Annotated in this window: 27 protein-coding genes; 13 read left to right on the forward strand and 14 right to left on the reverse strand. The window is 62.4% G+C overall.

The genetic code is table 11. The features are described from left to right. The first annotated feature begins 490 nt into the window (after positions 1–490). Together C453_RS14275 and C453_RS14280 are read left to right on the forward strand one after the other, a co-directional pair. Positions 491–1,213, forward strand: a complete 723-nt coding sequence (locus tag C453_RS14275) for a ComF family protein (protein ID WP_152418068.1) — start codon at positions 491–493, stop codon at positions 1,211–1,213. Beyond that, positions 1,206–2,123: a DNA-processing protein DprA gene (locus C453_RS14280; RefSeq protein WP_008325434.1), complete on the forward strand. Its 918-nt coding sequence runs from the start codon at positions 1,206–1,208 to the stop codon at positions 2,121–2,123. Before C453_RS14275 ends, C453_RS14280 begins: the two co-directional genes overlap by 8 nt. A 334-nt stretch (positions 2,124–2,457) precedes the next feature. Here the strand turns inward: C453_RS14280 and C453_RS14285 are convergent, their stop codons facing one another. Continuing rightward, a complete protein-coding gene (locus C453_RS14285; protein ID WP_008325435.1) occupies positions 2,458–2,877 on the reverse strand; it encodes a hypothetical protein in 420 nt (139 codons plus the stop codon). Between the two features lie 42 nt (positions 2,878–2,919). Then, the gene (locus C453_RS14290) at positions 2,920–4,311 is read right to left on the reverse strand and encodes an NAD(P)/FAD-dependent oxidoreductase (RefSeq protein ID WP_008325436.1); all 1,392 of its coding nucleotides are present in this window, start codon (positions 4,309–4,311) and stop codon (positions 2,920–2,922) included. A gap of 163 nt (positions 4,312–4,474) precedes the next feature. Here C453_RS14290 and C453_RS14295 point away from each other — a divergent pair, with 163 nt between their 5' ends. The 3 genes from C453_RS14295 to C453_RS20920 all read left to right on the forward strand — a co-directional run bounded on the left by C453_RS14295 (position 4,475) and on the right by C453_RS20920 (position 6,081). Next, on the forward strand, positions 4,475–4,702 hold the full coding sequence (locus C453_RS14295; protein ID WP_049907710.1) for a hypothetical protein: 228 nt from the start codon (positions 4,475–4,477) through the stop codon (positions 4,700–4,702). 60 nt (positions 4,703–4,762) lie between these two features. Beyond that, positions 4,763–5,722 carry a D-2-hydroxyacid dehydrogenase gene (locus tag C453_RS14300; protein WP_008325438.1) on the forward strand — a complete coding sequence of 320 codons (960 nt, stop codon included), beginning with the start codon at positions 4,763–4,765 and terminating at the stop codon, positions 5,720–5,722. 98 nt (positions 5,723–5,820) lie between these two features. Continuing rightward, on the forward strand, positions 5,821–6,081 hold the full coding sequence (locus C453_RS20920; RefSeq protein ID WP_083881607.1) for a hypothetical protein: 261 nt from the start codon (positions 5,821–5,823) through the stop codon (positions 6,079–6,081). Positions 6,082–6,131: 50 nt separating this feature from the next. Here the strand turns inward: C453_RS20920 and ilvD are convergent, their stop codons facing one another. The 3 genes from ilvD to C453_RS14315 form a co-directional block, all read right to left on the reverse strand. Next, a complete protein-coding gene (ilvD, locus tag C453_RS14305) occupies positions 6,132–7,883 on the reverse strand; it encodes a dihydroxy-acid dehydratase (RefSeq protein ID WP_008325440.1) in 1,752 nt (583 codons plus the stop codon). A 93-nt stretch (positions 7,884–7,976) separates the two neighbouring features. Further along, positions 7,977–8,663 (reverse strand): MogA/MoaB family molybdenum cofactor biosynthesis protein, encoded by a 687-nt coding sequence (locus C453_RS14310; protein ID WP_008325442.1) that lies wholly within the window; start codon positions 8,661–8,663, stop codon positions 7,977–7,979. A 61-nt stretch (positions 8,664–8,724) separates the two neighbouring features. Continuing rightward, positions 8,725–9,534, reverse strand: coding sequence for a helix-turn-helix transcriptional regulator (locus C453_RS14315; protein ID WP_008325444.1), 810 nt, complete (start codon positions 9,532–9,534; stop codon positions 8,725–8,727). A gap of 272 nt (positions 9,535–9,806) precedes the next feature. Here C453_RS14315 and C453_RS14320 point away from each other — a divergent pair, with 272 nt between their 5' ends. The 6 genes from C453_RS14320 (at position 9,807) to C453_RS14345 (ending at position 14,801) form a co-directional block, all read left to right on the forward strand. Beyond that, complete coding sequence (locus tag C453_RS14320; RefSeq protein ID WP_008325446.1) at positions 9,807–10,847, forward strand: zinc-binding dehydrogenase; 1,041 nt, start codon at positions 9,807–9,809, stop codon at positions 10,845–10,847. Continuing rightward, positions 10,837–11,178, forward strand: coding sequence for a hypothetical protein (locus tag C453_RS14325; RefSeq protein ID WP_008325448.1), 342 nt, complete (start codon positions 10,837–10,839; stop codon positions 11,176–11,178). Before C453_RS14320 ends, C453_RS14325 begins: the two co-directional genes overlap by 11 nt. A 131-nt stretch (positions 11,179–11,309) precedes the next feature. After that, complete coding sequence (locus C453_RS14330) at positions 11,310–11,678, forward strand: DUF5802 family protein (protein ID WP_008325449.1); 369 nt, start codon at positions 11,310–11,312, stop codon at positions 11,676–11,678. Between the two features lie 66 nt (positions 11,679–11,744). After that, positions 11,745–12,656 carry a Vms1/Ankzf1 family peptidyl-tRNA hydrolase gene (locus C453_RS14335; protein WP_008325450.1) on the forward strand — a complete coding sequence of 304 codons (912 nt, stop codon included), beginning with the start codon at positions 11,745–11,747 and terminating at the stop codon, positions 12,654–12,656. An 81-nt stretch (positions 12,657–12,737) separates the two neighbouring features. Beyond that, entirely contained in the window at positions 12,738–13,763 is a 1,026-nt protein-coding gene (locus tag C453_RS14340) for a DUF1611 domain-containing protein (protein WP_008325451.1), read from the forward strand. Continuing rightward, on the forward strand, positions 13,764–14,801 hold the full coding sequence (locus tag C453_RS14345; RefSeq protein WP_008325452.1) for a dipeptide epimerase: 1,038 nt from the start codon (positions 13,764–13,766) through the stop codon (positions 14,799–14,801). Positions 14,802–14,807: 6 nt separating this feature from the next. On the opposite strand, the gene C453_RS14350 is transcribed toward C453_RS14345, so the two are convergent. Both C453_RS14350 and C453_RS14355 read right to left on the reverse strand, forming a co-directional pair. Then, positions 14,808–15,893, reverse strand: coding sequence for a hypothetical protein (locus tag C453_RS14350; RefSeq protein ID WP_008325453.1), 1,086 nt, complete (start codon positions 15,891–15,893; stop codon positions 14,808–14,810). Positions 15,894–15,977: 84 nt separating this feature from the next. Continuing rightward, the gene (locus tag C453_RS14355; protein WP_008325455.1) at positions 15,978–16,793 is read right to left on the reverse strand and encodes a PspA/IM30 family protein; all 816 of its coding nucleotides are present in this window, start codon (positions 16,791–16,793) and stop codon (positions 15,978–15,980) included. 54 nt (positions 16,794–16,847) lie between these two features. Here C453_RS14355 and C453_RS14360 point away from each other — a divergent pair, with 54 nt between their 5' ends. Beyond that, positions 16,848–17,462, forward strand: a complete 615-nt coding sequence (locus C453_RS14360) for an alpha/beta hydrolase (RefSeq protein ID WP_008325457.1) — start codon at positions 16,848–16,850, stop codon at positions 17,460–17,462. A gap of 81 nt (positions 17,463–17,543) precedes the next feature. On the opposite strand, the gene C453_RS14365 is transcribed toward C453_RS14360, so the two are convergent. Next, entirely contained in the window at positions 17,544–17,948 is a 405-nt protein-coding gene (locus C453_RS14365; RefSeq protein WP_008325459.1) for a hypothetical protein, read from the reverse strand. Between the two features lie 110 nt (positions 17,949–18,058). On the opposite strand from C453_RS14365, the gene C453_RS14370 reads away from it, so the two are divergent. Next, positions 18,059–19,135, forward strand: a complete 1,077-nt coding sequence (locus C453_RS14370) for a hypothetical protein (RefSeq protein WP_008325463.1) — start codon at positions 18,059–18,061, stop codon at positions 19,133–19,135. 14 nt (positions 19,136–19,149) lie between these two features. On the opposite strand, the gene C453_RS14375 is transcribed toward C453_RS14370, so the two are convergent. The 6 genes from C453_RS14375 to C453_RS14400 all read right to left on the reverse strand — a co-directional run bounded on the left by C453_RS14375 (position 19,150) and on the right by C453_RS14400 (position 23,852). Next, the gene (locus tag C453_RS14375) at positions 19,150–19,428 is read right to left on the reverse strand and encodes a HalOD1 output domain-containing protein (protein WP_008325464.1); all 279 of its coding nucleotides are present in this window, start codon (positions 19,426–19,428) and stop codon (positions 19,150–19,152) included. A 578-nt stretch (positions 19,429–20,006) separates the two neighbouring features. After that, positions 20,007–20,336 (reverse strand): transcription factor S, encoded by a 330-nt coding sequence (locus C453_RS14380; protein ID WP_008325466.1) that lies wholly within the window; start codon positions 20,334–20,336, stop codon positions 20,007–20,009. A gap of 61 nt (positions 20,337–20,397) precedes the next feature. Continuing rightward, the gene (locus C453_RS14385) at positions 20,398–20,946 is read right to left on the reverse strand and encodes a hypothetical protein (RefSeq protein WP_008325468.1); all 549 of its coding nucleotides are present in this window, start codon (positions 20,944–20,946) and stop codon (positions 20,398–20,400) included. After that, positions 20,939–21,853, reverse strand: coding sequence for a magnesium transporter CorA family protein (locus C453_RS14390; RefSeq protein WP_008325469.1), 915 nt, complete (start codon positions 21,851–21,853; stop codon positions 20,939–20,941). The genes C453_RS14385 and C453_RS14390 overlap by 8 nt, the downstream gene beginning before the upstream one ends. 102 nt (positions 21,854–21,955) lie before the next feature. Continuing rightward, positions 21,956–22,792 carry an RAD55 family ATPase gene (locus C453_RS14395; RefSeq protein ID WP_008325471.1) on the reverse strand — a complete coding sequence of 279 codons (837 nt, stop codon included), beginning with the start codon at positions 22,790–22,792 and terminating at the stop codon, positions 21,956–21,958. Between the two features lie 97 nt (positions 22,793–22,889). Continuing rightward, entirely contained in the window at positions 22,890–23,852 is a 963-nt protein-coding gene (locus C453_RS14400; RefSeq protein ID WP_008325473.1) for a beta-ribofuranosylaminobenzene 5'-phosphate synthase family protein, read from the reverse strand. Positions 23,853–23,917: the final 65 nt, after the last annotated feature.

The raw sequence follows: 23,917 nt of genomic DNA on the forward strand, positions 1-23,917 counted from the left end.
CGTATGGCAGATTGAGGGCTGATTGGGTACGTTCAGACGGTTGACGACGTCTGTTCTTCACTGTGTTTGTCACCTTCTGTGCTGTGTTCACGCCGTGATGCCACTCTTCGGTGTGTGATGTCGTCCAGAACACTACTGCTCGACAAACTACTAGTAGGTCCTGTAGAGGACGAAACATGGTGGTCGCGACGAAAAGCATATTGTCGATGAGATGTTGATCGAGATACGATTTCAAAAATGATAGATTGGACAAAGGTTTAAAATGTCATGAATATCCGCGTACACTATGCGAAACACGTTTCGTTGCCCAGATTGCAACCGGCACCTCCCTATTTTCATGCAGGCAACCGAGAGAAAATGCCGAGATTGTAGTGAATCTCTACAACAAAATTCGAAGAAGAGGCGAGGAAATAGCTTAGATGGAGGCTCGGCTTCCTCAACGTCGCCAGAGTCAGAAGACAGTTCGAACGCAGACCCACCAGTGATTTCGGTGAGAGACTCATCGGACCGCGATTTAGACCCGGAGGAATCTAACGACGATTCTTCATATAACCCACCTTCAGTGGATTATCCTGCAGAGAATCCTCCAGTTCAGATCTACTACCAACCCACGATTCCGGAGGGGTTCCCAGATTTGACTCCGTGTCACATCTTCGGTTTGGGCGAATACCGCTCAAAAAGGAAGGGGAGAAATGAGTTCTCCAGTAAACTCATCGATTTTGCCAAAGAAGACGACCTCAGTGAATTCGAGTATTTTGCGCCACACGTCGACTGGTTCATTAAAAATAGGTTTGATGGAGATATTTCCCCGGACTTGGTTACTGTCTACCCAGGGCACCACGGAGGGTATAGCGACGCACTAGTCAAGGTCTGTAAGGAACTCGAATCGGAGTACGACATCGTTTATCGAGAATTGCTGTCTCGGACCGAGAACCGACCGCAACAAAAGAATTATAATAGAAATAAAGAAAGGTGGGAAAATCAAGATGGTAGCATCTCAACAACGCGGTCACTATCTGGTGAAACAGTGTTACTGCTTGACGACGTGACTACATCGGGTGCATCGGTCACTGTAGGCAAGAACGAGCTTGAGGACGCAGGGGCTAATCAAGCCATAGGACTCTGTTTGGGTATCTCCAAGCGATCACGGAGCATATACCACCACCTCAAAGAAGCAACGCACACCGTCGGGAGTGTGATTAGCGATGAGTGATCTAACCGTTGAGCAGCAAGCGAAACTTCTGGCTCTAACCGATTTGAAGGGTGTCGGCGATAAGCGTGCTCAAAAACTCGTGTCGGTGGCTCGCGGCGTCGATTCGGTGTATGAAAGTCCCTTCTCTACGTTATCTGATCTTCACTACGTATCCGAGCAGACGTTTACGCAGTTGCAGGATTTAGATTCGGAGATCAGCCGGTACGAGTCACAAATTCGGCGAGCGGCCGAAGATGGTGTTTCATTGGCGACTCCCTACGATAGTCTGTATCCAGAACAACTCCAGACACAGCACGCACCACTGAAGTTGTTCACGAAAGGCGACGAAAGCCTCCTTACCAGCCCGATGGTTTCCTTTGCTGGCTCTCGCGATGCAAATGACTCCGCAATTGAATGGGCCAGTCGAATTGCAGGGGGGCTCGCCGACGAAGGTTATACAATTGTCAGCGGGGGTGCATTTGGCATTGACGCCGCTGCCCACCGTGCGGCATTAGATAAGCGGGGGTCCACAATCATCGTCTCACCGAGCGGGCACAACGTTCCCTATCCAAAGGCACATGAGGAACTATTCAAACGCGTCATCAACGAGGGGCTTGTGATTTCCCACCGATTCCCCAACCAAGACCCGGCGCGAGGCGGCTTCCTCTATCGGAATAGAACGAATTCAGCTCTAAGTGAGGCAATCATTATCGCGGCTGCGAGTGACGACGGCGGCTCCATGTCGCAGTTCGAGACTGCGGTCAAACAGGGGAAGACGGTTTTCGTTCCCGACGAATCGGTCGGACCACTGCCGGATTCAGGACTCGCGGAAATGCGTGCATCTGATGATACGGTCGTCGTGGAGTCGCTGGGAGACGTACTTGACGAAATTAATGTGAACGATGGACAAAGTTCACTCAATGACTGGTGATTGCAGGTACGATCGCGCCACCAAGTAACGCGACACCGACCCTGATTACTCACATGACAGTTATTTTTGAAGGATGTCGCCCAGAACACTAACGGCCGGTATCATCCCGAGGCGGCGTGCCGCGTCAACCGGGAAACCCTCGTGCCAGGCGGTCCGTCTTTCGGGCGCGGACGTTCCGAAGTACACCGGCGTCAGCCGGTCAGTAGAGCAGCGTAACCGCTGCGTTTGATGTCGCGTACCTGGGTTCGCCGTTCTGTCATCGCTCCCGAAGTGGGACCACTCGGACGGGGACTTGTGGTACGCACCCGCTCTAGTTCGGCAGGGGTAAAACGAGTTACGACCGAACCCGCTCGTCGCCCTCGAAGAAGACGGCGCGGACGCGGACGACCTGCCCATCGATTCGGATGTAGTACAGGCGGTCGTTCGGCCCGCCAGCTTCGGGCAGTCGTTCGAGGTTGTTTCGAAGCGACTCGTAGTCGCTGAGACAGTCGGAGATACTCGACTCGCGAGGGTGCCCGCTGGCGGCCCCTTCGACGACCTGCTTAATCCATGGACTCTCCGCGACTCGTGAGTCTTCTGCGCTCACGACGGTGGCGTTCGGCGGTGCGTTTCCGACCAACTCCGCGCGCAGATATATCTCGTCGTTCGAACACCCGCGAAAGGACGAACATCCCGCGAGAGACGCCACGGCGCCGGCACTCGCAACTGCGAGACCGATTCGGAGGAGGCGGCGGCGTGACGGTGGGGACCTCATTGTAGGTCAAATTATCGGAATCTGAAATAAAACTTCTGTCGCCTACAACGTGTACTCAGATTCCGTCAACTGGACGTACTTGCCGTTCCTGAACTTGACCTTCGTCCGTTTGTACTTCGTCGCGAGCTTTGCGGCACTGAATCCGGCGGTGAGTTTCGCTCGGTCGAACGCCTTGTACCCTTTATCCGAGTCGAGAAGCTTCCGGGCAGCCTTGAACGTCGTGTCCCAGTCGCTGGGTCCGTAATCGTGGACGATGTCGGCCATCGCGACGTTCCGAAGAATCTCGTCGCCGATGGCGTCTTTCCAGCGCGTGTTGTACTCGCTCAGGTCGCCTTCGGCGGCGAGTTCGCCCGCGATAGCACCGGTTCTGACCGCAACGTGGTCGCCCCCCTCGTGGAAGGCGGAGGTCGAACCCATCGCACCGCCGGTGACGGCGATGCCTGCTTTCGTCGGCGAGTCGATGGGGCGCGTCGAGGAGATAGAGTAGGTTTCTGTCCCTTTGGACTTTCCGCGCTCTTCGACGAGTGGGAAGTCCTCGTCGATATCGTATTCGTCGCCGTACTCCTGTTCGAGGAGTCGGCGAACGTACTCACGGCCCTGCGGGACTTTCTCGTCGTCTTCACGCAGGAGCTTGTAATTATCGCGGTCGTCCACCTCGTCGATGTCGAGCCCGATAGGCATCGTCAGGCCGACGCGGCAGACGTTGTTGTCGTTCGGGAAGACCCACGGATACGCCGTGTGGCCGGGCATGTAGCCCCACCAGAACTTGATTCCGCCGTCGACTTCCTCGAACAACTCGGGCGGGAACTCCCGGTGTTCTTGGTAGGCGATGTGGTTCACCTTCGGCGAGGCGAGACGCTCTGTGATGTCGAACGGGAGGAAGTCGTCGAGCACCTTGTTCGTGACCGTCCGCTGTGGCCCGTCGGCGAGGATGAGGAAGTCCGCGCCAACGTTTTCGCCGTTGGCCAGTCGGACGACGTGTCGCGGGTCGTCCTCGCCGCCCGTCGCGTTGAGGTCAGTCTCCACGTCGCGGACGGAGGCTTTCAGACGATATCCGGCGCCCGCTTCCTCGGAGCGGCTTCGCATCCAGTCGTCGAACTTCGCGCGGTGGAAGGTGTACCCGAACTCGTCGTACGACGAGTCGATGCCGGTACTTCGAAGCGTCACGGTCTCGTTCGGGCCGATGAACTCAGCCCGGTCGAGAATGTCGAGGACGACGTCGTCCGGCATCTCGTCGGGGTGGATTCCCATGATGTCCACCCAGTAGTCGAGAATCCCGGCCGCGTCCGTCGAATCCGGGCCGAGACCCTGTCGGTCGGCGCGGGGGACGCCCTTCTCCAGGACTACGGTGGACGCACCGGCTGATGCGGCGGCGTGTGCCGCCGAGGTTCCAGCCGGGCCGCCACCGACGATAGCGACGTCTACGCGTTCCATACCGCTACAGGACTTGGCCTCGTGTATTAAACCCCCTGAACCGACTCGGTGGGTCCTCGCTGGCTGTCGGTCGTGGGGTGAGTTAGCCTTCGCCAATTCTGGATACCGACTCTGATAACTAGGGCCGGAGATTTATCACTCCTGTCATTGGAGTCCACAGATGATGAGCGGAGACGAGGAAAGATGTGACCGTACGCCCGTGGTCTTTCGAGATGAAAGGGGCGACCTCGTCTTCGTAGACGGGGGCCCTGCTCCACAAGGATATGCACCAGTCGCATGGAAACTCGGCGAAGATGGGTCTCGGTACGTGGTCGACCCGACCGTAGACGCCGTCGCCGTCACACGAACGATTTCGAAACGCCGCCGAAGCACTCGCAGTCAACTCGGCTGATTCTCGCGTCGCCCCGTCCGAATCGAATAGATTCATCACCACTTCCGAGAATCATCGTCCATGCGCGACCCAGACATCGCCGTCCTTCGCCAGAAGATTCACGGACTGTCCGCCGAGGAGTACGCCGAGACGCTGCGCGAGCGACTCCCCGACCGAGAGGTCGCCCTCGCACGAACGCCCGAAGAGGAACGTGACCTCCTCTCTCGCGTCCAAGTCGCGACCGGGTTCTCCATCGACGAATCGGTCCTCGAAGACGCCGAGAACCTCGACCTCTTCGCCTGCGTTTTCGCGGGCACCGGCCACCTCCCCATCGAGGCACTCGCCGACCACGACGTCGCCGTGACGAACGCTTCGGGTGTCCACGGTCCCAATATCGCCGAGCAGGTCCTCGGGAGTATCCTCTATTTCACCCGTCGGTTCCACGTCGCCGAGACCCAGAAGCGGGACGGCGTCTGGCAGTCGTATCCGACGTTCGAGCTTCAAGGGTCGACAGTCACCATCGTCGGATTGGGTGCAATCGGACGCACCATCGTCAACCGTCTCGAACCGTTCAGTGTCGAGACTATCGGCGTCCGCTACTCCCCTGAGAAAGGCGGCCCGACCGACGAAGTCGTCGGCTTCGAAGACCAACAGGGCCTCCACGACGCCTACGCCCGCTCCGACTACGTCGTCATCGCGTGCCCCCTGACGGAGACGACGCGTGGCCTCATCGACGCGAACGCGTTCAAATCCATGGCCCCCGAGACCGTCCTCGTGAACATCGGCCGCGGTCCGGTCGTCGATACCGACGCCCTGCTGGACGCGATTCGGAGCAACGGTATCCGGGGTGCCGCGCTCGACGTGACTGACCCCGAACCGCTCCCGTCGGACCACGACCTCTGGCAGTTCGACAACGTCCTCATCACTCCCCATAACGCGGGACACACGCCGAAGTACTGGGAGCGGATGTCCGACATCATCGCCGCGAACATCTCGAAGTTAGACGAGGGCGACGACGACCTGGAGAACCGCGTGGCCTAGTCCGAGTCGAACCGAGGCCTCGCTACTGTGGCGTCGGTGAGATGGCGACCGAGTTTCGCACCGAAAATGACAACTAGATTGATTGTGTCGGTAATGTCGTGCAGTTCTCTGAGTGGCAATGGAACCGGATAATTGCCTTCTTCGGCGGCGTTGGAGTCCTGTTTCTCTTCCCATGGTCGCACCTCTCTCCCGCCTTTCCTGAGTGGGCGATAGACGTTCTACGGTCTGTTCTACTCGGGTTGTGTTGCTATGGCCTCACCGAGCAACCGCGAAAAGTAATTGTGCTGTTTCCGGTCGGAACGGCACTTGGGATTGCGGTAGTCGCTCTTTACGAAGCGTCCGGACTTCAGTTGCTTTGACGACCGCGTTTCCCCCGGCCTAAGCGCCGTCCGCAAACCGCCACGAATCGCTACTCGTCGCGCTTGACGGCCGGGTTCGTCACCGCACCGTTCGCCGCAGAGCCGAAGTCTCGCGCGTACTTCGCCAGCACGCCGGAGGTGTAGGCCGGTGGCTTGGGTTCCCAGTCTTCTTTTCGGGCCGCAAATTCCTCGTCCGAGAGGTCCACCGAGAGTTCGCGGTTCGGGATGTCCACGGTCACTTCGTCGCCGTCTTCGAGGAGAGCGATAGGACCACCTTCGACCGCCTCGGGGGCGACGTGGCCGACCATCGGGCCACGGGTCGCGCCGGAGAACCGGCCGTCTGTGAGCAGCGCCACGTCGTCTTCGTGACCCTGTCCGACGACAGCGGCGGTGACGCCGAGCATCTCGCGCATGCCGGGGCCGCCGCGGGGACCCTCGTTGCGGATGGCGATGACGTCGCCCGATTCGATGTGTCCGTCCTGCACGTAGCGCATGGCGTCTTCTTCGTTCTCGAAGATGCGCGCGGGACCGGTATGGTGGAATTTGTCGTCACCTGTGACCTTGAGGACCGCGCCGCCGGGCGCGAGGTTGCCGGTGAGAATCTTGATGGCACCTTCGTCCTGATACGGCTCGTCGACGGTGTAGAGGAAGTCCTCGTCGATGGCGTCGTCGTCAGGCAGGTCCAGTTGGTCGAGTTCCTCCTCGATGGTGCGACCCGTAACGGTCATCGCGTCGCCGTGGAACAGACCTGCTTCGAGAAGACGGCGGATGACGACCGGGACGCCGCCGACCTCGTGGAGGTCGTTCATGACGCGAGTGCCGCCGGGCTGGAGGTTGGCAATCTTTGGCGTGCGGTCGGAAATCGTGTTGAACTCCTCGATGTCGAGGTCGACACCGGCCTCGGCGGCGAGCGCGAGGAGGTGCAGGACCGCGTTGGTCGAGCCACCGATAGCGACCTGCAGCGCGATGGCGTTCTCGAAGGACTTCTTCGAGAGCACGTCGGAGGGGCGGAGGTCGTTTTCGACACACTGGAGAACGGCCTCTCCGGCGCGACGAGCGACCTCGTAGCGCTCTTTGGACTCGGCGGGCGCGGAGGCAGAGCCGAGTGGGGCCATGCCGAGCGCTTCGGAGATAGAGGCCATCGTGTTGGCGGTGAACATCCCGCCGCACGACCCAGCACCGGGGCAGGCGTGGCGTTCGAGATCGTCGAGTTCGTCGGCGCTCATGTCGCCTTCGGCGTAGGTGCCGACGCCCTCGAAGACGTTCTGGACCGTCACTTCGCGGCCTTCGTGCTGGCCGGGCATGATGGACCCACCGTAGAGGAAGACAGACGGGAGGTCGGTGCGGATGGAGGCCATCATCATCCCGGGGAGGTTCTTGTCACAGCCGGCGACGGTGACGAGGGCGTCCATGCGCTCGCCGAAGGAGACGAGTTCGACGGAGTCGGCGATTATTTCACGGGAGATGAGCGAGGCCTTCATTCCCTCTGTCCCCATCGAGATGGCGTCGGAGATGGTGATGGTGCCGAATTCGATGGGCATCCCACCGGCCTCGTCGACACCCTCGATGGCAGCGTCGGCGACGTCGTCGAGATGGACGTTACAGGGAGTGATGTCCGCCGCAGGGTTGGCGACGCCGACCATCGGCGAGCCGAGGTCTTCGTCGTCGAACCCCATCGCTCGGAACATCGCGCGGTGCGGGGCTTTGTCCGGCCCCTCTGTGACCTCCGAACTTCGGAGGTTCGGGTCCTTGCCGCTGGAGAACGTGTCGTCGTCCTCCTCGCGTGCAGGCTGTTGGCTCATACCTGAGCGGACCCGTCGAGCAAACTTAAATGGCAGCGACTGGGCAGACGTTGCAGTCTGGTCGTGGGAAACGCGAACAGGTTCGGGTGAACGCTACTCGATGTCGCGTTGGGCGAGTCCAGTGAGATGCGGCATCTCGGGGACGAGTATCTCCTCGCTCCCGAGTCGGGCGGCGTTCTCGCTGCCCGGCAGGCAGAACGTCGGCATGTCGTCGACGATGCCAGCGGTCGCTCTCGTCCCGACCACTCGGGTGCCAATCTCGTCGTAGGAGAGTCGACGGAACAGTTCGCCGAATCCCGGAAGCGTCTTTCCGAACAGTTGCTGGACGGCTTCGACCGTCTCGTCGTCGGGAGTGACGCCCGTTCCACCAGTTGTGATGGTCACGTCCACGTCGCCCCGGTCGGCCATCCGAGCAACGACGCCCTGAATCTCGTCGTAGTCGTCGTCGACGACGCGCCGAACAGCGATGGAGTGCCCGGCGTCGTGAAGCGCCGACTCGATGGCGTCGCCCGCCGGGTCGTCGTCGACGGTTCGCGTCGAGGAGATGGTTAGAACGGCGACTGCGAGTTCTTCGATGTCGTGGTGGTGATGGTCGTGGTCGTGATTGTGACTGTGGTGGTCGCCGTCGTCGTGGTGGTCGTGATTGTCGCCGTGGTGGTCGTGATTGTCGCCGTGGTGGTCGCCGCCGTCGTGGTCGTGACTGTGGCCGTGGTCGCCGTGGTCGTCGCCGTCGCCGTGGTGGTTATGGCTCTGGTCGTCGCTGTGATGGTGGTCGCTCACGATGCTGGTCTTCGCTTGCGTGTGTAAAAGAGCCAACGTCCACTCGTCTGCGACTCGTCGGTCACTCTGCGTCGTCGGGCGTGAGTTCCCCGAGCGACGAGAGTGTCACCTCAGCCGCGTCCGCACGGAGCGTCTCGAACATGTCTGTCGCCCACGCGAGCGCCCCCTCGTGGTCGTTGCGGGCGATGCCACCGACACCCGTGTCGGTGTAGACGACGATACCGGCATCGCGTTCTGTCACCCAGAGTCCGAACCGAAACGGAACGGTCGTCCGGTAGATGTCCACTGCGTCGTTTTCCAGTTGCTCGGCGATGACTTCCCGCGAATCCGGTGTCGCAAGCAGTCGCTCGAACAGTTCAGTGTCGATGACCATCTCGACTGTGGTTCCCCCTGTGGTCGCTGCCTCGTAGTACGGGCGGAGTTGCCCGGCTAGCGCGACCGGTGCCACTCCGTAGAGGTGGTCCGCGTTCTCGATGCTCTCGAAGAGTTGCTGCAGAACGCTGTCCGGCAGTTCTGGGGTGGAGGTGTACACGTCCGCACCACTCAGGAACACCGGGTCGAGAGGGGCGTCGGCCGGGAGCATCGCGAGAAGCTCGCGTGCGTCCTCGACACCTCTGGTCGCCCGTTCGAATCGGTCGAACACCGCCAGCGCACACTGTCCCGTGAGCGTCAGTTCGTAGACACCGCCGTCTTGCTCGACGACACCCGCGTTCACGAGTTCGCGGACGACGCGGTCGATTGTCGACCGAGAGATGTCGAGGTCGGTGGCCAAGGTGCGTTTGTCACGAGGCTGTGCCGCGAGTGCTCGGATGAACGTCTCACGGCGCACGAGCAACTGAGAGAGCGGTGTTCCAGTAGCGTGTCCAGTCATTGTGTCATGTCGCTCGGGCCGAGTGACCGTCCTGCTGATGTGACGTAACTCCGTTCGTTAGGGAATGACGGTATAGGCAAAGCGGGCCTCGACGGTAGCTTGCATCCAGTACTGTCTGCGGTGTCTTATATCATATAGCGAAATATTGGGGTGAGCCGTGGAACGGCGGTTATAATTGGGGAATCATCTGTGAACGTCGATTGTCGAACAAGGGAAAAGACGATTGGCGTAAACTTACACTTTTATTTCTTCCCTTCGTCGGTCGGACCGAGATGAAAGCGGTCCAATTTAGCGAACACGGCGACCGAGACGTCCTCGAATACGGCGACTTTCCTGACCCAGAAGCCGGTCCCGAAGAAGTGCTCGTCGACGTGAAGGCAGCGTCACTCAACCACTTGGACGTCTGGACGCGACGCGGGCTCCCGGGCGTCGAATTGGAGATGCCGCACATTCCCGGCAGCGACATGGCTGGTGTCGTGACCGAGGTTGGCGAGCGCGTGACACAATTCGAAGAAGGCGACCACGTCGCACTCCTCGCAGGTGTCGCAGACGGCGGCGACGAGTTCTCACGGAAGGGCGACCAGACGCTCGCCCCCGATTACCGTCTCATCGGCGAGCACATGCGCGGCGTCCACGCAGAGTTCGCGGCAGTCCCCGAGGGGAACCTCGTTCCCGTCCCTGAGGACGTGTCGTGGGAAGTCGCAGGGTCCGCATCGCTCGTCTTCCAGACGGCGTGGCGGATGCTCATCCATCGCGGCGAACTCCGTCCCGGTGAGAGCGTGCTCGTCCTCGGTGCGTCCGGCGGCGTCGGCCACGCGGCGGTCCAAATCGCCGACTACGCGGGTGCCGAAGTGTACGCGACAGCCTCCACCGAAGAGAAACTGGAGTACGCCCGCGACTGCGGCGCAGACCACGTCATCAACTACGAGGAGGAAGACTTCTCGCGGAAAATCTACGAGATGACCGACGGTCGCGGCGTGGACATGGTCGTCGACCACATCGGCGAAGAGACGTACAAGCAGTCGCTCAAGAGCCTCACCAAGGGCGGGCGCGTCGTCACCTGCGGCGCGACCACCGGCCCCGACCCGGGTGCGGGTCTCAACTACATCTTCTGGAACCAACTGTCGGTCATCGGCTCGACGATGGCCACGCCCGGAGAGGCCGACGAAGTCCTCGACCTCGTCTGGGACGGCACCTTCGAACCCCGAATCCGCGAGACGCTGCCGATGAGCGAAATCGAGCGTGCGCACGAACTCCTCGAAGAGCGACAGGGCTTTGGTAAGGTGGTCGTTATCCCAGATAGTGAGCTCTGACACCACGACTGGGGACGACACCTACGTCCACCGGCCGGGCGAGTCCGACACCGGCGATACCGTCGGAACCGGCGGCTCCGACCGCGACATCACAGTCGGAGCCAACGAACCCGACCCGCAGGGCTTCGGACGCCGCGGGTGGATTCTCGTCGGCGTCGTCGGCCTCTGTTTCCTCGTGATTCCGGGTGCAGTGTATCTCGTCCCGTCGCTTCCGGCGATGGCAGGCCTCCCGTACATCGCCGCCATGCTGGCGCTTCCGATGCTGCCTGCGCTTTTGCTCGGTCTCGTCGCCGTCTGGTCGATGACGGCAGCGACTCGCGGCGATTCGTAAGGCTCCGACCCTTTTCTGACACAGCTGTTTGCCGCCCGACGAAACGCGGTTCGAATCGCTGAGTTTGCGCTTCGATATAAAAAGTATCGACAAGGCTTATCTACCACCATGGTTGAGATTCACTTGCACAGATGTTCGAACGATTCTCCAGCGGATACTACCTCGGCCGCCTGTACGTCGAGCCGTACGACGGAGCCGAGGCTGCGATACAGCGGACAGACCACGAGCGACTGAACGAGCACGTCTACACCACGGGCCGAGGGGTCGAGCGAGTCGACCACCCACTCGTGATGAAGCTCGACAGTACACACTTCCCCGTCGTGGCCGACGACGGTATTCCCGCAGGGACACTCGCCCTCCCACGTCAGGTCGTCGATTCGGCGGCACTCCCGGACGACAGGCCGGTTCTCCTCGCCGACGCGAACCGGGCGGAGGAACTCCTTCGCTACGCGGGCTACGACATCGACTCGGTCTCGACACAGCAGGACCTCTCTGCCTGATACCACACCTCACGATTTTCGCCGGACGACCGAAACCTCAAGTGGTCGGCCTGCACGCTTCCGCGTATGCTGGACGAGTTGTTGGGGCGAGCCGAACTCAAAGCGCGAATCGCCGAGTTAGAAGACGAGCGCGACGCGCTGGAGGGCCAGCTCTCTGGTGAGTCAGACCGCCGAAAGGAAGCAGTCCGGGCGAGACAAGAGGCCGAAGTCGAGGTCAACCGACTCGAAGACCGCATCGAAGAGTTAGAAGACCGGGTCGAACGCCTCTCCGGCGACGACGACGCCCTCGACTTCCGCGGCACGGAAGACCTCGGCGGCGACCGTCTCCACGAAATTCTCCACCGACTGAACTCTGTTTCGACCGGGGCAGAAGGCGCACTCACGGCCGTCGTTCCCGACGACCGGTCGCTCCCAGCCACGGTCGAAGACGCCTTCGACGAGCGCGCTCCACTCGTCCGCCGGGCCGCACCGTGTCTCGCGCTCACCGACGATGCCGGTCTCGTGAGCGTCGCGCTCTCCCCGCCGCGTCTCCCCGACGCGTTCGACGACTGGGCCGATAGCTTCTCGCTCGACGAAGAGTGGTTCGCGCCCACATCCGAAACCGTGGTCGCGCTCGTCCGGGCAGACCTCTTCGCGCTCGGCCGCTACGACGACGGCGAACTAGTCTACGAGACGGGATTCGAGAGCGACGTGAAATCCGCCCACTCGAAAGGCGGCTTCTCGCAGTCGCGCTTCGAGCGCATCCGCGAGGGCCAGATAGCCGACCACATCAACGAGTGCCACGAGACGCTGGACGAGTACGTCGCGGGCGACGCCGACGGCGCGAGTGACCTCGTCGTCCTCGGCGAACGGGCAGTCCTCGGCGAGTTCCGCGAGCGGGCGTCGCAGACGGCCACAGTCGATGCCACGGGCGACCCCGAAGAGGCGCTTCGAACGGCCTCCCGAGAGTTCTGGACGACGCGACTGTACCGCCTCTGAGTTCGGCTCGACCCCCCCGACCCGTCCCCAGTTCTTTCCGAAGTGGTCGTCCTTTTAGGCTGCCACACCGTGGCATTCAGTATGAGCGACCCACAGCGAGTCGTCGTCCTCGCACACGAGAAATTCCCGGACCGCGCGAAGACAGCCACCGGCGTGCTGAAGTACGCTGATTACGACGTGGTCGCCGTCCTCGACCGCGACAACCCCGGGACGTCTGCGAGCGACCACCGCCGCGACCTCCCTGACGTTCCCATCGTCTCCTCGATGGCCGACGCGCCCGACGCAGACGCACTCCTCGTCGGTATCGCCCCTATCGGTGGCGGCTTCGACGAGACGTGGCGCGACGACGTTCGGACCGCGCTCGAACGCGGCTGCGACATCATCGCGGGGCTCCACTACTTCCTCAACGACGACGAGGAGTTCGCCGCCCTCGCCGACGAGTACGGCTGTGACATCAACGACGTGCGCAAGCCCCACGACGACATCGGGGTCGCACAGGGCAAATCTGCCGACGTGGACGCCGAAGTCGTCCTCACCGTCGGAACCGACTGCTCGGTCGGCAAGATGACCGCGACGCTCGAACTCGTCGAGGCCGCCCGCGAGCAGGGCATCGACGCGAGCTTCATCCCAACCGGCCAGACCGGCATCATGATTGCTGGCTGGGGCAACCCCGTCGACCGCGTCGTCAGCGACTTCACCGCCGGGTCGGTCGAGGAGATGATTCTCGAAAAGGGCGACGAGTACGACGTGCTCTTCGTCGAGGGACAGGGCAGCATCACCCACCCCGCGTACTCCGCAGTCACCTGCGGTATTCTCCACGGCGCGATGGCCGACAAACTGATTCTCTGCCACGAGTCCTCCCGTGACGCGATTCACGGCTACGAGGACTTCGCGCTCCCCGAACTCTCGGAGTACATCTCCCTCTACGAGAACCTCGCAGCCCCCGTCCACGAGACCGAGGTCGTCGGTGGCGCGCTCAACACCTCGAAGGTCGAAACCGACGAGGAGGCCGCGGCCGCAGTCGAGGCGTTCGCAGACGAACTCGGCGCGCCCGCCGTCGACCCGGTTCGGTTCGACACGGCCGCGTTCATCGACGAGGTGTTCTGAATGCTCTCGACCGAGTTCGAGCGCATCTCGATGTCGCTCGCCGACCCGTTCGGCATCTCCCGCGGGACCCAGACTGAAGCCGAGAACGTCGTCGTCCGAATCGAGGACGAAGGCGGCATGACGGGCGTCGGCGCGGCCGCCCCGTCGTCCCACTACGGCGAGACCGCAGATACCGTCGAAGCGGTGCTGCCGGACCTCCTCGCCGTCGTCGAAGAGGTCGGCGACCCCCACGCTATCGACCGCATCGAACGCCGGATGAAAGAGACGGTTCGGCGTAATCCCGCGGCACGAACTGCCGTCAGTATCGCGCTGCACGACCTCGCGGCCAAGCGCCTCGGCATCCCACTGTACCGGATGTGGGGTCTCGACCCCGACCGCACACCGTCGTCGTCGTTCACCATCGGTCTCGACGACCTCCAGACGATGCGCGAGAAGACGACAGACGCCTACGAGTCCGGGTACGACGTTCTCAAAGTCAAACTCGGAACCGACCGCGACAAAGCCATCGTCGAGGCCGTCCGCGACGAGGCACCCGGCGTGACCATCCGAGTCGATGCCAACGAGGCGTGGACGCCCCGCGAAGCAGTCGAGATGTCAGAGTTCCTCGCCGACTACGGCGTCGAGTTCATCGAGCAACCGGTCCCGGCCGAGGACCACGAGGGGCTGAAGTTCGTCTACGAGAACGCCGCGCTCCCCATCGCCGCCGACGAGTCCTGCGTCACCGTCGACGACATCCCGAAGATTGCCGACCGCGTCGATATCGCGAACCTGAAACTGATGAAGTGCGGCGGTCTCACCGAGGCAAAGCGCATGATTCACACCGCGCGTGCCCACGGCCTCGAAGTCATGCTCGGTTGCATGATTGAGACGAACGCTGCCATCGCCGCTGGGTGTCACCTCGCACCGCTTCTCGACTACGCCGACCTCGACGGGTCGCTCCTTCTCGCCGACGACCCCTACGAGGGTGTTCCGATGCCGCACGGTGCAATCGACCTCGAATCGCTTGACCGCCCGGGAACCGGCGCACAACTCCTGTAACCGGCGTCAGGATTCCCAGTCGAGATTTTCGTCTCGCGTCTCCGACCGCAACACGAACGGGCCGATAGAGAGGGTTCGCTTGGCGACCGTAGCGATACGGAGCACGTACGCCGCGAGGACGGTGAACGGCGACAACGAGACGGCGGTGACGAACGCGACCACGAGAAGCAAGTTCGAGATGCCGAACGTTGCACCCGCGACGCTGCCGGGATTGTCGAGAAACAGTATCGCTGCGATACTCGCCACGAGCGCGGGCACCGCCGTGTAGAACATCGCCCGCGAGAGGTCGACGAGTTCCCACCGGAAGTAGAGCGTCTTGACGTGTTCGCGAGCGGGACCGAAGAGTTCGAGCGCGTCTCTGAGGTCGTCAAGCGCCGCCTCCGTCTCCGACGAGAGGTCGTCAGAGGCTCGTCGCAACCGCGTCGCCTGATAAATCTTCCACGAGTAGTTGAGGTCCAGCGCCGCCGACAACACCTCGAACGTCCCGAACTGCTTGCCGTCGAGTCGGGCAGCGACGTCGTCGGCGTTCTCCGCCACTTCTGTCGCGAACTCGTGGACGCGTGCGTTCACGTCGTCCGTCGAGGGGCGTCCATCGGTGTCGCCGTCGCCGTCGCCGTCGGGTGAGACCGTTTCGCCGACCGCCCGTGCTCGCGCCGCGATACTCTCGGCTAACGCCCGCATGAACGCCGAGGGTTCGGGCGGGGAGACAGGAACGTCGAGAAGGTCGGCGACGTCGTCACGGAACCGTATCGACCCTTCCATCCGCTCGCGCTGGTCACCGAGCGGGCCGAGTTCGCGCGACAACACGAGTTGGTTGATGCTGACGACCAGCGTGACACCCGTGACGATAGCGGTCAAAAGCCCCTGTGCGAGCGTTTCGACTGGGTCCGAGGAGGCGACGGCGTCTCGGAGCGGCGTCGGGGCAAGAACGCCGATAGCGACGATAGCGACGAAGATAACGACGAGCGGAGTCGCGGCGACGACTCGGCGGTCGGTCCGAAGGTAGACACCGAGTTTCGCCCGACTCGTCGTGCCGCGCTCGCGCATTTTGTCGCCCGGCTCGCCGGACGACGACCCGTCGCTGTTCGACATACGCTACGGTCTTCGGGCAGGCAGAAAGGAGTAGTGGCGGTCGGCCGGAGAATATGACCCTCTCGGAGTGTGCGGCCAGCCGAATTACGACGAGTCGTCGTCGTTCTTGAGTTCCTCCAGTTCGGCTTCGACTTCCTCGTTTGCGACGCTCTCGTCGAGGTCGACCTCGGCGTCCGCCTCGGACTCCTCTGCCGGGGCAGACGACTTGCCCATCTCGGCTTTCAGCGTCTCCAGTTCGGTGTCGACTTCCGCGTTCGAGCGACCCGCTTCGAGTTCACGCTCGATGGCGTCTTTGTCCGAAAGCTGGTCTTCGAACGCGCCCGAGTCCATGAGTTCGTCCATCGCGGCAGAGCGCGCTTCCATCTCGTCGGTCTGCTCTTCGGCGCGTTCGAGCGCGCGGCCCACGTCGGCCATCTCGTCGCCGACGCCGGACATGGCCTCGGAGACGCGACTCGACGCTTCGGCGGCCTCGTAGCGAGCCTTCATCGTCTCCTTCTTGGTGCGGAACTCTTCGATGCGGTTCTGCAGGTCGTTTTTCTTCTCGACGAGGTTGTCCTGTGTATCCTGGAGACCCGCAATCTGCGCGTCGAGTTCCTCGATTTGGTTCATTTTGGCCTGCTTCTTTTCGAGGGCCTTCCGCGCCAGGTCTTCGCGGTCCTGTTGGACGGCCTCGCGGGCCTGCTCGTTGTGCTTTTCGACGTTCTCTTCGAGGCGTCGCTTCTGAATCTCCAGCCGCTTTTTTTGCGTCGTCAGGTCGGCGATACCCTGTTTGACTTGCTGGAGTTCGTCACGCATCTTCTCGTACGAGTAGTCGAGCGTCTCGGTCGGGTCCTCCGCACGGTTGAGGAGGGCGTTTATCTTCGACCGAATGACGTACGACGTGCGAGAGAGGATTCCCATACCCACTATCTTAGTGACGCTCGGCTTAAAACCTCACCAGAGCAAGATGTCCTCATGAGCGACCCACTTCTCGTCCCCGGCGGCAGAGACGTTCGGGCGACACTCGACCGCGCGGGTGACACTGCGGCAGACGCAATCGTCGTCGCGTGTCCCCCGCATCCGCAACACAGTGGCAACCGAAGCGACGCACGCCTCACGGCCGTCAGCGACGCGCTCTCCGGGCACGGCATCGACTGCCTGCGGTTCGATTACGGCGAGTGGGACCACGGATACGGAGAACAAGCCGATACCCGCAACGCCGTCGAGTGGGCACGCGAGCGCTACGACCGCGTCGGGCTCTTCGGATTCAGTTTCGGCGGGGCGATGGCGCTTCTTTCGACCGCCGAGGGTGCGGACGTAGACGCCGTCTCAGCACTGGCTCCCGCGCCGCGTCTCGAATCCGACCTCGACGTGGTCGCGGTGTTCGACCAGATTCACGTCCCGGTGCAAATCATCTACGGCACACGAGACACTATCGTGGACGCGACACCCATCGTGGACTGCGCACGCGAGTATCACCAATCGGTCGTCGAACTCGCCGCCGACCACTTCTTCGTCGGGCAGACGGAGAAAGTCGCAGAGGCAGTCGCCGACTTCCTCGTCCCGGCGCTTCAGCCGGACGAGTCGTGAGAACTGTTTCGACGACCGCTCGAAATGGGTCAGGCCAACGACTCACAACGCCCGGTCACGCCGACGACTTAGGATACCCAGTCAGGCTGACGACTCACGATATCCGGCGTAGAACTGCGCGATAACCGCGAGTGCGGCGGCCGAGACGGCGAACGACCAGAACGCCGCCCACGCCGCTGTGCCGACCGACGGGTCGTAGACGTACGTCACAGCACCAGTCGCGATACCGATTGTGAACGGGGCGAGAAACGGCCCGTCGGTCCACTGTCCGCCCGCGTTGGCGTACTCGACGATGTACGCCCAGACGCTACCGACAGTGAATTGGAAGACGACAGCGCCGAACAACCCGCCCGTGATGGCGATGAGAATCGTCGTCAGTTCGAGTGGCTTCCCGCGGAGGGACCACGCGGTCCCGGCCACGAAGACCGCGAAGACGACCGCGTACCACGGGCGGAACCACTCACGAAGTCGCTGCTGGAGGGACATACATCAATTGTCATCTCCCGTTGACAAAAACGCCGTGGTGATGTCGTCTCCGCCGCTACACCCACTCGTCTACCGAGCGACATTTTGAGGAGGAGTTAGGACGGTACACTATGGTTCCACGCAAACGACTCGTCGCCGTCGGTGCCCTCCTGCTCGTCGGCTTCGCGTTGAGTCAGTCGTTTTCGGTCGCGACCGGCTTCCAGACGACGTTCGTCGCCGAAGCGGCTGACGACGAAACGCCGCCTTCTCTCGTCGCGGAATACGACTCGGACATCGTGAACCTCGACAGTCGAGTCGAGTCTGTCCCTCAACTCCGTGAGCCGGTCGAGACGGCCGTCGAGACAGGTTCGTTCGACGGGACAATCGCGTCGGAAGCGCACATCACGCTCTCGGACGTGAACGAAGACGCCTCGTTCGCGGTGTACGACGGTCGCTACTACCGCTTTTCGCTGACCGTCTCCGACGACCCGGTCGGTGCGACGATTCAGCTCTCGCCGACCGACTGGCAGACGGTCGCCAACGCGACTGCGACACCCGCCGAGCAGACTGACGGCGACCTCCGAACCGTACTCGAAAAAGGGACGGTGACGAACAATTCCTTCGTCCGGCCCGGTCTGTACGACCGCGAGGGGACGTACCTCCTCGTCCGGCCGGAAAACGAGGGCTCGATGCTCAAACAGATGTTCGCCAGTTTCGGCGGGCTGTTCGTGGACCCCCTCGGCACGGCCTACACGGTGGCTGGACTCGGACTCGCAGTCGCCATTCGCAACCGCCGCACCCCCCGACCGCTCACCCGCCGTGCCGCACTGGCCGTCGTCCCCGGAACAGTGCTGTTCTCGTGGCTCTCGACGCTCGTCTTCGGAAGTGGGTCGCTCGCGATGCGGGCGGTCCTGCTTCCCGGTATCGCCGCCGTCGCCTCGTTCGGTCTCTTTGCGGGCCTCTGTCTCCGCAGGCGGGCGTGGAAGTCACTCGTCGCCGGGAGCGCTCTCCTCGTCGGTCTCGTCATCGTCGCGGACGTGGCCACGCTCGGTATCCTCGGCGCGGCGTTCGGAGCGCTCGGCCTCGTCGCTGGCTGGGTTGGGAGCCTCGTCCTCGCGGTCTACGGCTACGTCTTCGCAGCCGATGCGGACGAATTCGACCGCGATAGGGTTGGCGCACTCTCGGCAGACGACCTGCAGACAGGGTAGGAAACAGCCCCCGATTAGGAGTCACTCGTCGCAGTGACGGTGAGTGTCGTGACCGTGAACTGAATCCCCCAGATGTCGAACGATATCTGGACTGTCTCTGTCGTCTCTCCGGTGTGGTCGACGAGTGCGTGCAGTGAGTCCACGTCCAGTACGTCCTGGAGACGCGTGGGTTCGTCTCTCGGGTCGACGCCGAGTTCGGTCGCGATATTGACCAGTGCCTCTGTCAGTGAGTCCGGTTCGTCTATCCATCGGACTTCAAGGTCCGGTTTGGAGGGGTTCGTTGGTGGTGTCATGGGTGCCCGGGAGTGAGAGTGCAGTTGCTCTCTTGGTGAACTAGGTTACGCAGCAACGTGGCGTGCGCGATGACTCTCGAACATGGAGAATAGTACAATGGAATAAGACAGGGTCGCTACCCAACTCACGTCTCTTCTCGTCTCCGGTGCCACAGCACTTCGACGAGTATCGTGGCGATTGCAATCTCGATTGCCTTCGTGAGAACGTCGCCAGCCCAGTCGAGTGCAGGCACCAACAGAGGCACCAGCCACTCTGCGGCCGAATACGTGACGGGGAGGAACACCCAAACGAGTGGATACCGAGTAGAGTGCCAGAGAAGCGTGAATACGACCCGCGTTTTGGGAATCTTTTTACATGCGGCGTCCAGCCAGATTCGACCGCGGTCCTTGCTCAGGGACGCCCATGCCGGGGACGTTCGCCACACCCGGCATGGGACGCTCTCGAACGACTCGTGGCTAGCACTGTCTGCACTACTCTATATGGACAGCGCAACGACAATAATAGCTCGGGATAGGTTACTCCCGACTACTTCGGTCTCGTTCGGTCCCGTTGAATCCGGCGGGGTCGCGTGCTCGCGTCAGTTGTATTCTCTCCAGCGGTATCCGCACTCTTGGCACTTGAAAAACCGCGTCGGCGGTTCGTCAGCAGACGCCGTCTGCTTGATCGTGTACCACGCTTCGGTGTGGCCACACTCGTCGCAGACGACGTCCTTTGCGGTTGGTTTGCCCTCGAAATCTGCGCCCTCTTCGGTCTCGATGAGTTCGTCGCCGGACTGCGCCTCGGTCGAGACGAACTGTTCTGCGAGGTCCTCGTCCCGGTCGGCGGTCCCCCCGCACTCGTCGTTCGTACACGTCATCGTGCCGTCCTGTGAGACCATCATCGAACCGCACTCGTCGCAAAACTGCATACCAAAACTAGCCGGGGCCGGGACTAAGAATCTGTCACTTCCGTAGTCGGCGCTCGCCGTCTCACTCGTCGTCGACCATCGGGCAGTTACGCACGCAGAAGTGGTCGCTGTCGGGCATCTCGACGATTGTCGTCCCCTCGTGGGTACACGCGAGTTCCGGCGGTTCGGAGAAGTAATCACAGCGCTGGCAGAACTCGTTTTTCGGGATGACGTGCTCGGGGTCGGACACGTCGCCGTGTTCGTCGACCGGCTCTGCGGAGGCACCGACGCCGACACCGACATCGACCTCCTCGTCGTCGTCATCGACCAACGAGGTCCACACGTCCTCGTCGTCGAGGTCACCGACGCTCATCGACTCGAACAACTCGGCGTCGCTGTCGTCTCTGACGCTCGCCTTGGCGCGGCGTTCGGCGACCCGGCTCGCGATATCCGAAAGCGGCTCAGAGCGCTCACTGTCGGCGTCGGAAGCGACGTCCGCGCCGTCCCCAGAGGCGGTTTCGTGGTCGGCGTCGTGTCCCTGTTGGGAGTCACCTCCGAGGAAGTCGTCTATCGTCTCGGTCGTGTCGCCCGCGTCGTCACTGGACTCGTGGGCGTCGTCGGAGTCAGTCATCGCTGTGTTCGCCGCTGGCGGTCACCTCGTTGTTGCCTGTGTCCTCTAAGGGGTCCGGTCGCTCGATATCTGCGTCTGTCTCAGTCGACTCGCCGAGGATGTCTTCTACGCCATCTGTCGTCTCCTCGCCGTCGGTCTCCGCCGCTTCGAGTTCGGGCGGGGTTCCTGTGTGGAGCGTTGCAGACCCGAAGAACCCAGGCGAGACGGATAATTCTTGGAACGGAGATTGGCACGCGGGACACCGCGGCTCGGTGAGTAAGTCCAGATGGACTGTCTCGCGACACGCCTCACACTTCGCTTTGCGCTCGTTCGCGTCGTTGGCGACGCGGAGCAAGTCGGCGAGTGCCTTTCGTTCGAGTTCCGCAGCCTGGATGTCCGCAGTTCGGGCGCGAACGTTCAACAGCGCCTGTACGACCGACCGAAGCTTTCCATCGAGGTCGGCGGTCGTCTCGTCGAGATACGAGAGCACGTCTTCGAAGTTGTCGAAGCCAGCGTCCACGCGGTCGTCCAGTTCGTCGAGACGGTCGCGAACGGCCTCGACACCTGCAGTCGCGCGGTCTATGCCAACCTGAAGGTCGGGATGGTCGTGGTCTTTCGGCGCTTTCTCGTCGGTCTCGCGCTTGACCTGCACGACGCGCATCCGAACGTCGTCTATCTTCTCGTCGACGTCGTCTTCGAGGCTATCGACATCGTCTCCGAGACTGTCGAGTTGCCCTTCGAGGTCGTCGAGTCGCTCTGGAAGTGACTCGAGGGCGTCGACGGACTCGCCCGAGTCGGTGACGGCGAGTCGGTAGACGCTGAGTGCCCGTGTGAGTATCGTCGACGGGTCGACGCCCTCTGCTTCGGCGCGTTCGTCGACCCAGTCGCGGAGGTCATCCGGGAGCGAACCTCCGTCGTCCCCTGCCATGCTGGTAGCAATTCGGCTACTCCACCTTAAGAACTGGCTCCGCACTACGCTGCGTGAGAACTGGATGACACGACAGTAATTCGAATCGAGGTCGCCGGGGACTCAGCGAATCTTTCTGACGTCGCTCACGTCGAGGCCGCTTTCGTTTATCTCGGTCTCGAACTGGACGATGTTCTCGCTTTCGAGCTGTGAGAGGACGCCTCTGAACTCCTGGACGACCATCGTCCGCGCTCGTTTCGACCCGCCGGACTCCCACGAGAACTGGAGCGTCCCGTCGGTCGCACCCTTGAGGAGGCCGAGTTGCGCGTCTGTCAGTGCCTCCGTACTCACGAGCACGAGAATGAGGCCACCCCACCGGTGGGAGGCCGTCGCGAGCCCCTTCATCACCATCGCGATGTCGGACCACGTCATCTCGTCGGAGATACCCGCGAGAAGGTCGGTCACGGAGTCGATGACGACGAGGTTTCCGGGTGCATGTTCGCTCAGCGTCGTCCCGAGCGCGTTCAACACGGACTCGCGGTTGTGACGACTCCCGAGGTCGTCGAGCGTCGTCGTCTGTCCGAGATACCACTCGCGGGGAATCGCGCTGAGTTGGAAGTACTCAGACGAGAGGTCGTGGAACTCGATGTGTTCGGTGGCGGCGTCGACAATTTCGTCGTCCATCGTATAGCCCATCTCACGGTGGAGATACGACCCACCGGAAGTGAACGAGACGTAGTGAATCTCCGGCGGCGGGCTGGCGGACTCGTCGAGGGTGCCGTAGTGAAGGTCGAATAGCTCTTCGTCGGCGTGCGCGAGGCCGTTCATCGTGACGCTCGTGTAGAGGAACTCACGTGCGCCAGCACCGGACTCACCCGCGAGGAGGACGACGTTTCCCGGCGGTGCGCCCCCGCCGATGATGCCGTCGAGTCGGGGGATTCCGAAGGGGATGCACTCCATGTCGCCACCGACTCGGTCAGGTCGGTTAGTCGTTTCGGGGCGCTCGACACCTGCTCCGAGCGAGACTGATGCCTACTTCGAGCGCAGCGGCAGCCCCTCACTCGACTCGCGCGCCGTGGTTCCGGCCACGGCAGAGCGAGACGCTTCCCGCGACATCGGCGTCGTCGAGCGCGGCTTGTCCTGCCGCGACTGCTTCGTCGGCGTGCTCGGCGTCGGTCACGCCGTACACCGACGGCCCCCACGAGGATTGCCCGGCACCGAACACCGCTGGCGACTCGTCGAGCGACGAGACGATCGCGCCGACCGGCGGCCGGTAGACGCCGCCCTGTTCGTCGGCGTACCACGTTCCGTTGAGTCGGCCGAGCGATTCGACCGCGTCGCCGAAGCGCTCGGCAGACCCCTCTGCAAGCGCCGGTAGGAGCCGTCTGGTGACGATACCGGCGATTCGGTCACTCGTCGTCGGGTCGGCGCGCTCGACGACCGTGCGCATGCTCGCCTCCTCTGCCGCGCCGTTTCTTCCGGGGTCGACGTCCGGCGTGACCAGAAGGAAGCGCCAGTCGTCAGGAACCGAGTGCCGGGCAACGACCGGCGGGACGGTCCACTCACCGTCGTCGGGTCTGTCGGTAGTAAAGCGCGCCGTCGGATGTCCGGCGTCGATGACGGCACCGCCTGATTCGAACGTCGCCACACCGACACCGGAGCGCCCGCCACGACCCATCTCGGGTGCGAGTTTCCGAACGTCGGCGTCAGTGTTCGTCGCCTCGGCGACCGCCCGGAGGACAGCGAGCGCGAGTTGCGTCCCGCTTCCGAGACCAGTGTGTCGGGGAAGCGACCGCTCGATGACCACGTCGACGCCGTCGATGTCGAGGAGGTCTGCGGCTCGCTGGACGTATTCGGTTGCGACGGGGTGGCGACATCGGACTTCTGCGGCGGGTTCGGCGGAGACGACTACCCGTGGCTCGTCGAGGGCAACGCCCAAACCACCGTAGAGACGGTCGCGGGCGAGGCTCAAGTTGAGAAAGCCGAAGTGGATTCGTGCACCGACCGAGACCCGTGCCATGTACCCGTCTGTCAGGGTCCACTGATAAAGGGAGTTGCGACCCCCCCCCCCCCCCCCCCCCCCCC

Source organism: Haloferax elongans ATCC BAA-1513, assembly GCF_000336755.1.
Lineage (GTDB): Archaea > Halobacteriota > Halobacteria > Halobacteriales > Haloferacaceae > Haloferax > Haloferax elongans.

Bases quoted from the DNA above. Each gene is read 5' to 3' on its own strand.
- C453_RS14365 (WP_008325459.1), bottom strand. From the start codon at position 17,948: ATGTCCCTCCAGCAGCGACTTCGTGAGTGGTTCCGCCCGTGGTACGCG.
- C453_RS14375 (WP_008325464.1), bottom strand. From the start codon at position 19,428: ATGACACCACCAACGAACCCCTCCAAACCGGACCTTGAAGTCCGATGG.
- C453_RS14395 (WP_008325471.1), bottom strand. From the start codon at position 22,792: ATGGAGTGCATCCCCTTCGGAATCCCCCGACTCGACGGCATCATCGGC.
- C453_RS14335 (WP_008325450.1), top strand. From the start codon at position 11,745: ATGCTGGACGAGTTGTTGGGGCGAGCCGAACTCAAAGCGCGAATCGCC.
- C453_RS14280 (WP_008325434.1), top strand. From the start codon at position 1,206: ATGAGTGATCTAACCGTTGAGCAGCAAGCGAAACTTCTGGCTCTAACC.
- C453_RS14370 (WP_008325463.1), top strand. From the start codon at position 18,059: ATGGTTCCACGCAAACGACTCGTCGCCGTCGGTGCCCTCCTGCTCGTC.
- C453_RS14315 (WP_008325444.1), bottom strand. From the start codon at position 9,534: ATGACTGGACACGCTACTGGAACACCGCTCTCTCAGTTGCTCGTGCGC.
- C453_RS14320 (WP_008325446.1), top strand. From the start codon at position 9,807: ATGAAAGCGGTCCAATTTAGCGAACACGGCGACCGAGACGTCCTCGAA.
- C453_RS14385 (WP_008325468.1), bottom strand. From the start codon at position 20,946: ATGACTGACTCCGACGACGCCCACGAGTCCAGTGACGACGCGGGCGAC.
- C453_RS14380 (WP_008325466.1), bottom strand. From the start codon at position 20,336: ATGCAGTTTTGCGACGAGTGCGGTTCGATGATGGTCTCACAGGACGGC.
- C453_RS14355 (WP_008325455.1), bottom strand. From the start codon at position 16,793: ATGGGAATCCTCTCTCGCACGTCGTACGTCATTCGGTCGAAGATAAAC.
- C453_RS14285 (WP_008325435.1), bottom strand. From the start codon at position 2,877: ATGAGGTCCCCACCGTCACGCCGCCGCCTCCTCCGAATCGGTCTCGCA.
- C453_RS14330 (WP_008325449.1), top strand. From the start codon at position 11,310: ATGTTCGAACGATTCTCCAGCGGATACTACCTCGGCCGCCTGTACGTC.
- C453_RS14340 (WP_008325451.1), top strand. From the start codon at position 12,738: ATGAGCGACCCACAGCGAGTCGTCGTCCTCGCACACGAGAAATTCCCG.
- C453_RS14300 (WP_008325438.1), top strand. From the start codon at position 4,763: ATGCGCGACCCAGACATCGCCGTCCTTCGCCAGAAGATTCACGGACTG.
- C453_RS14360 (WP_008325457.1), top strand. From the start codon at position 16,848: ATGAGCGACCCACTTCTCGTCCCCGGCGGCAGAGACGTTCGGGCGACA.
- C453_RS14345 (WP_008325452.1), top strand. From the start codon at position 13,764: ATGCTCTCGACCGAGTTCGAGCGCATCTCGATGTCGCTCGCCGACCCG.
- C453_RS14290 (WP_008325436.1), bottom strand. From the start codon at position 4,311: ATGGAACGCGTAGACGTCGCTATCGTCGGTGGCGGCCCGGCTGGAACC.
- C453_RS14295 (WP_049907710.1), top strand. From the start codon at position 4,475: ATGAGCGGAGACGAGGAAAGATGTGACCGTACGCCCGTGGTCTTTCGA.
- C453_RS14350 (WP_008325453.1), bottom strand. From the start codon at position 15,893: ATGTCGAACAGCGACGGGTCGTCGTCCGGCGAGCCGGGCGACAAAATG.
- ilvD (WP_008325440.1), bottom strand. From the start codon at position 7,883: ATGAGCCAACAGCCTGCACGCGAGGAGGACGACGACACGTTCTCCAGC.
- C453_RS14390 (WP_008325469.1), bottom strand. From the start codon at position 21,853: ATGGCAGGGGACGACGGAGGTTCGCTCCCGGATGACCTCCGCGACTGG.
- C453_RS14400 (WP_008325473.1), bottom strand. From the start codon at position 23,852: ATGGCACGGGTCTCGGTCGGTGCACGAATCCACTTCGGCTTTCTCAAC.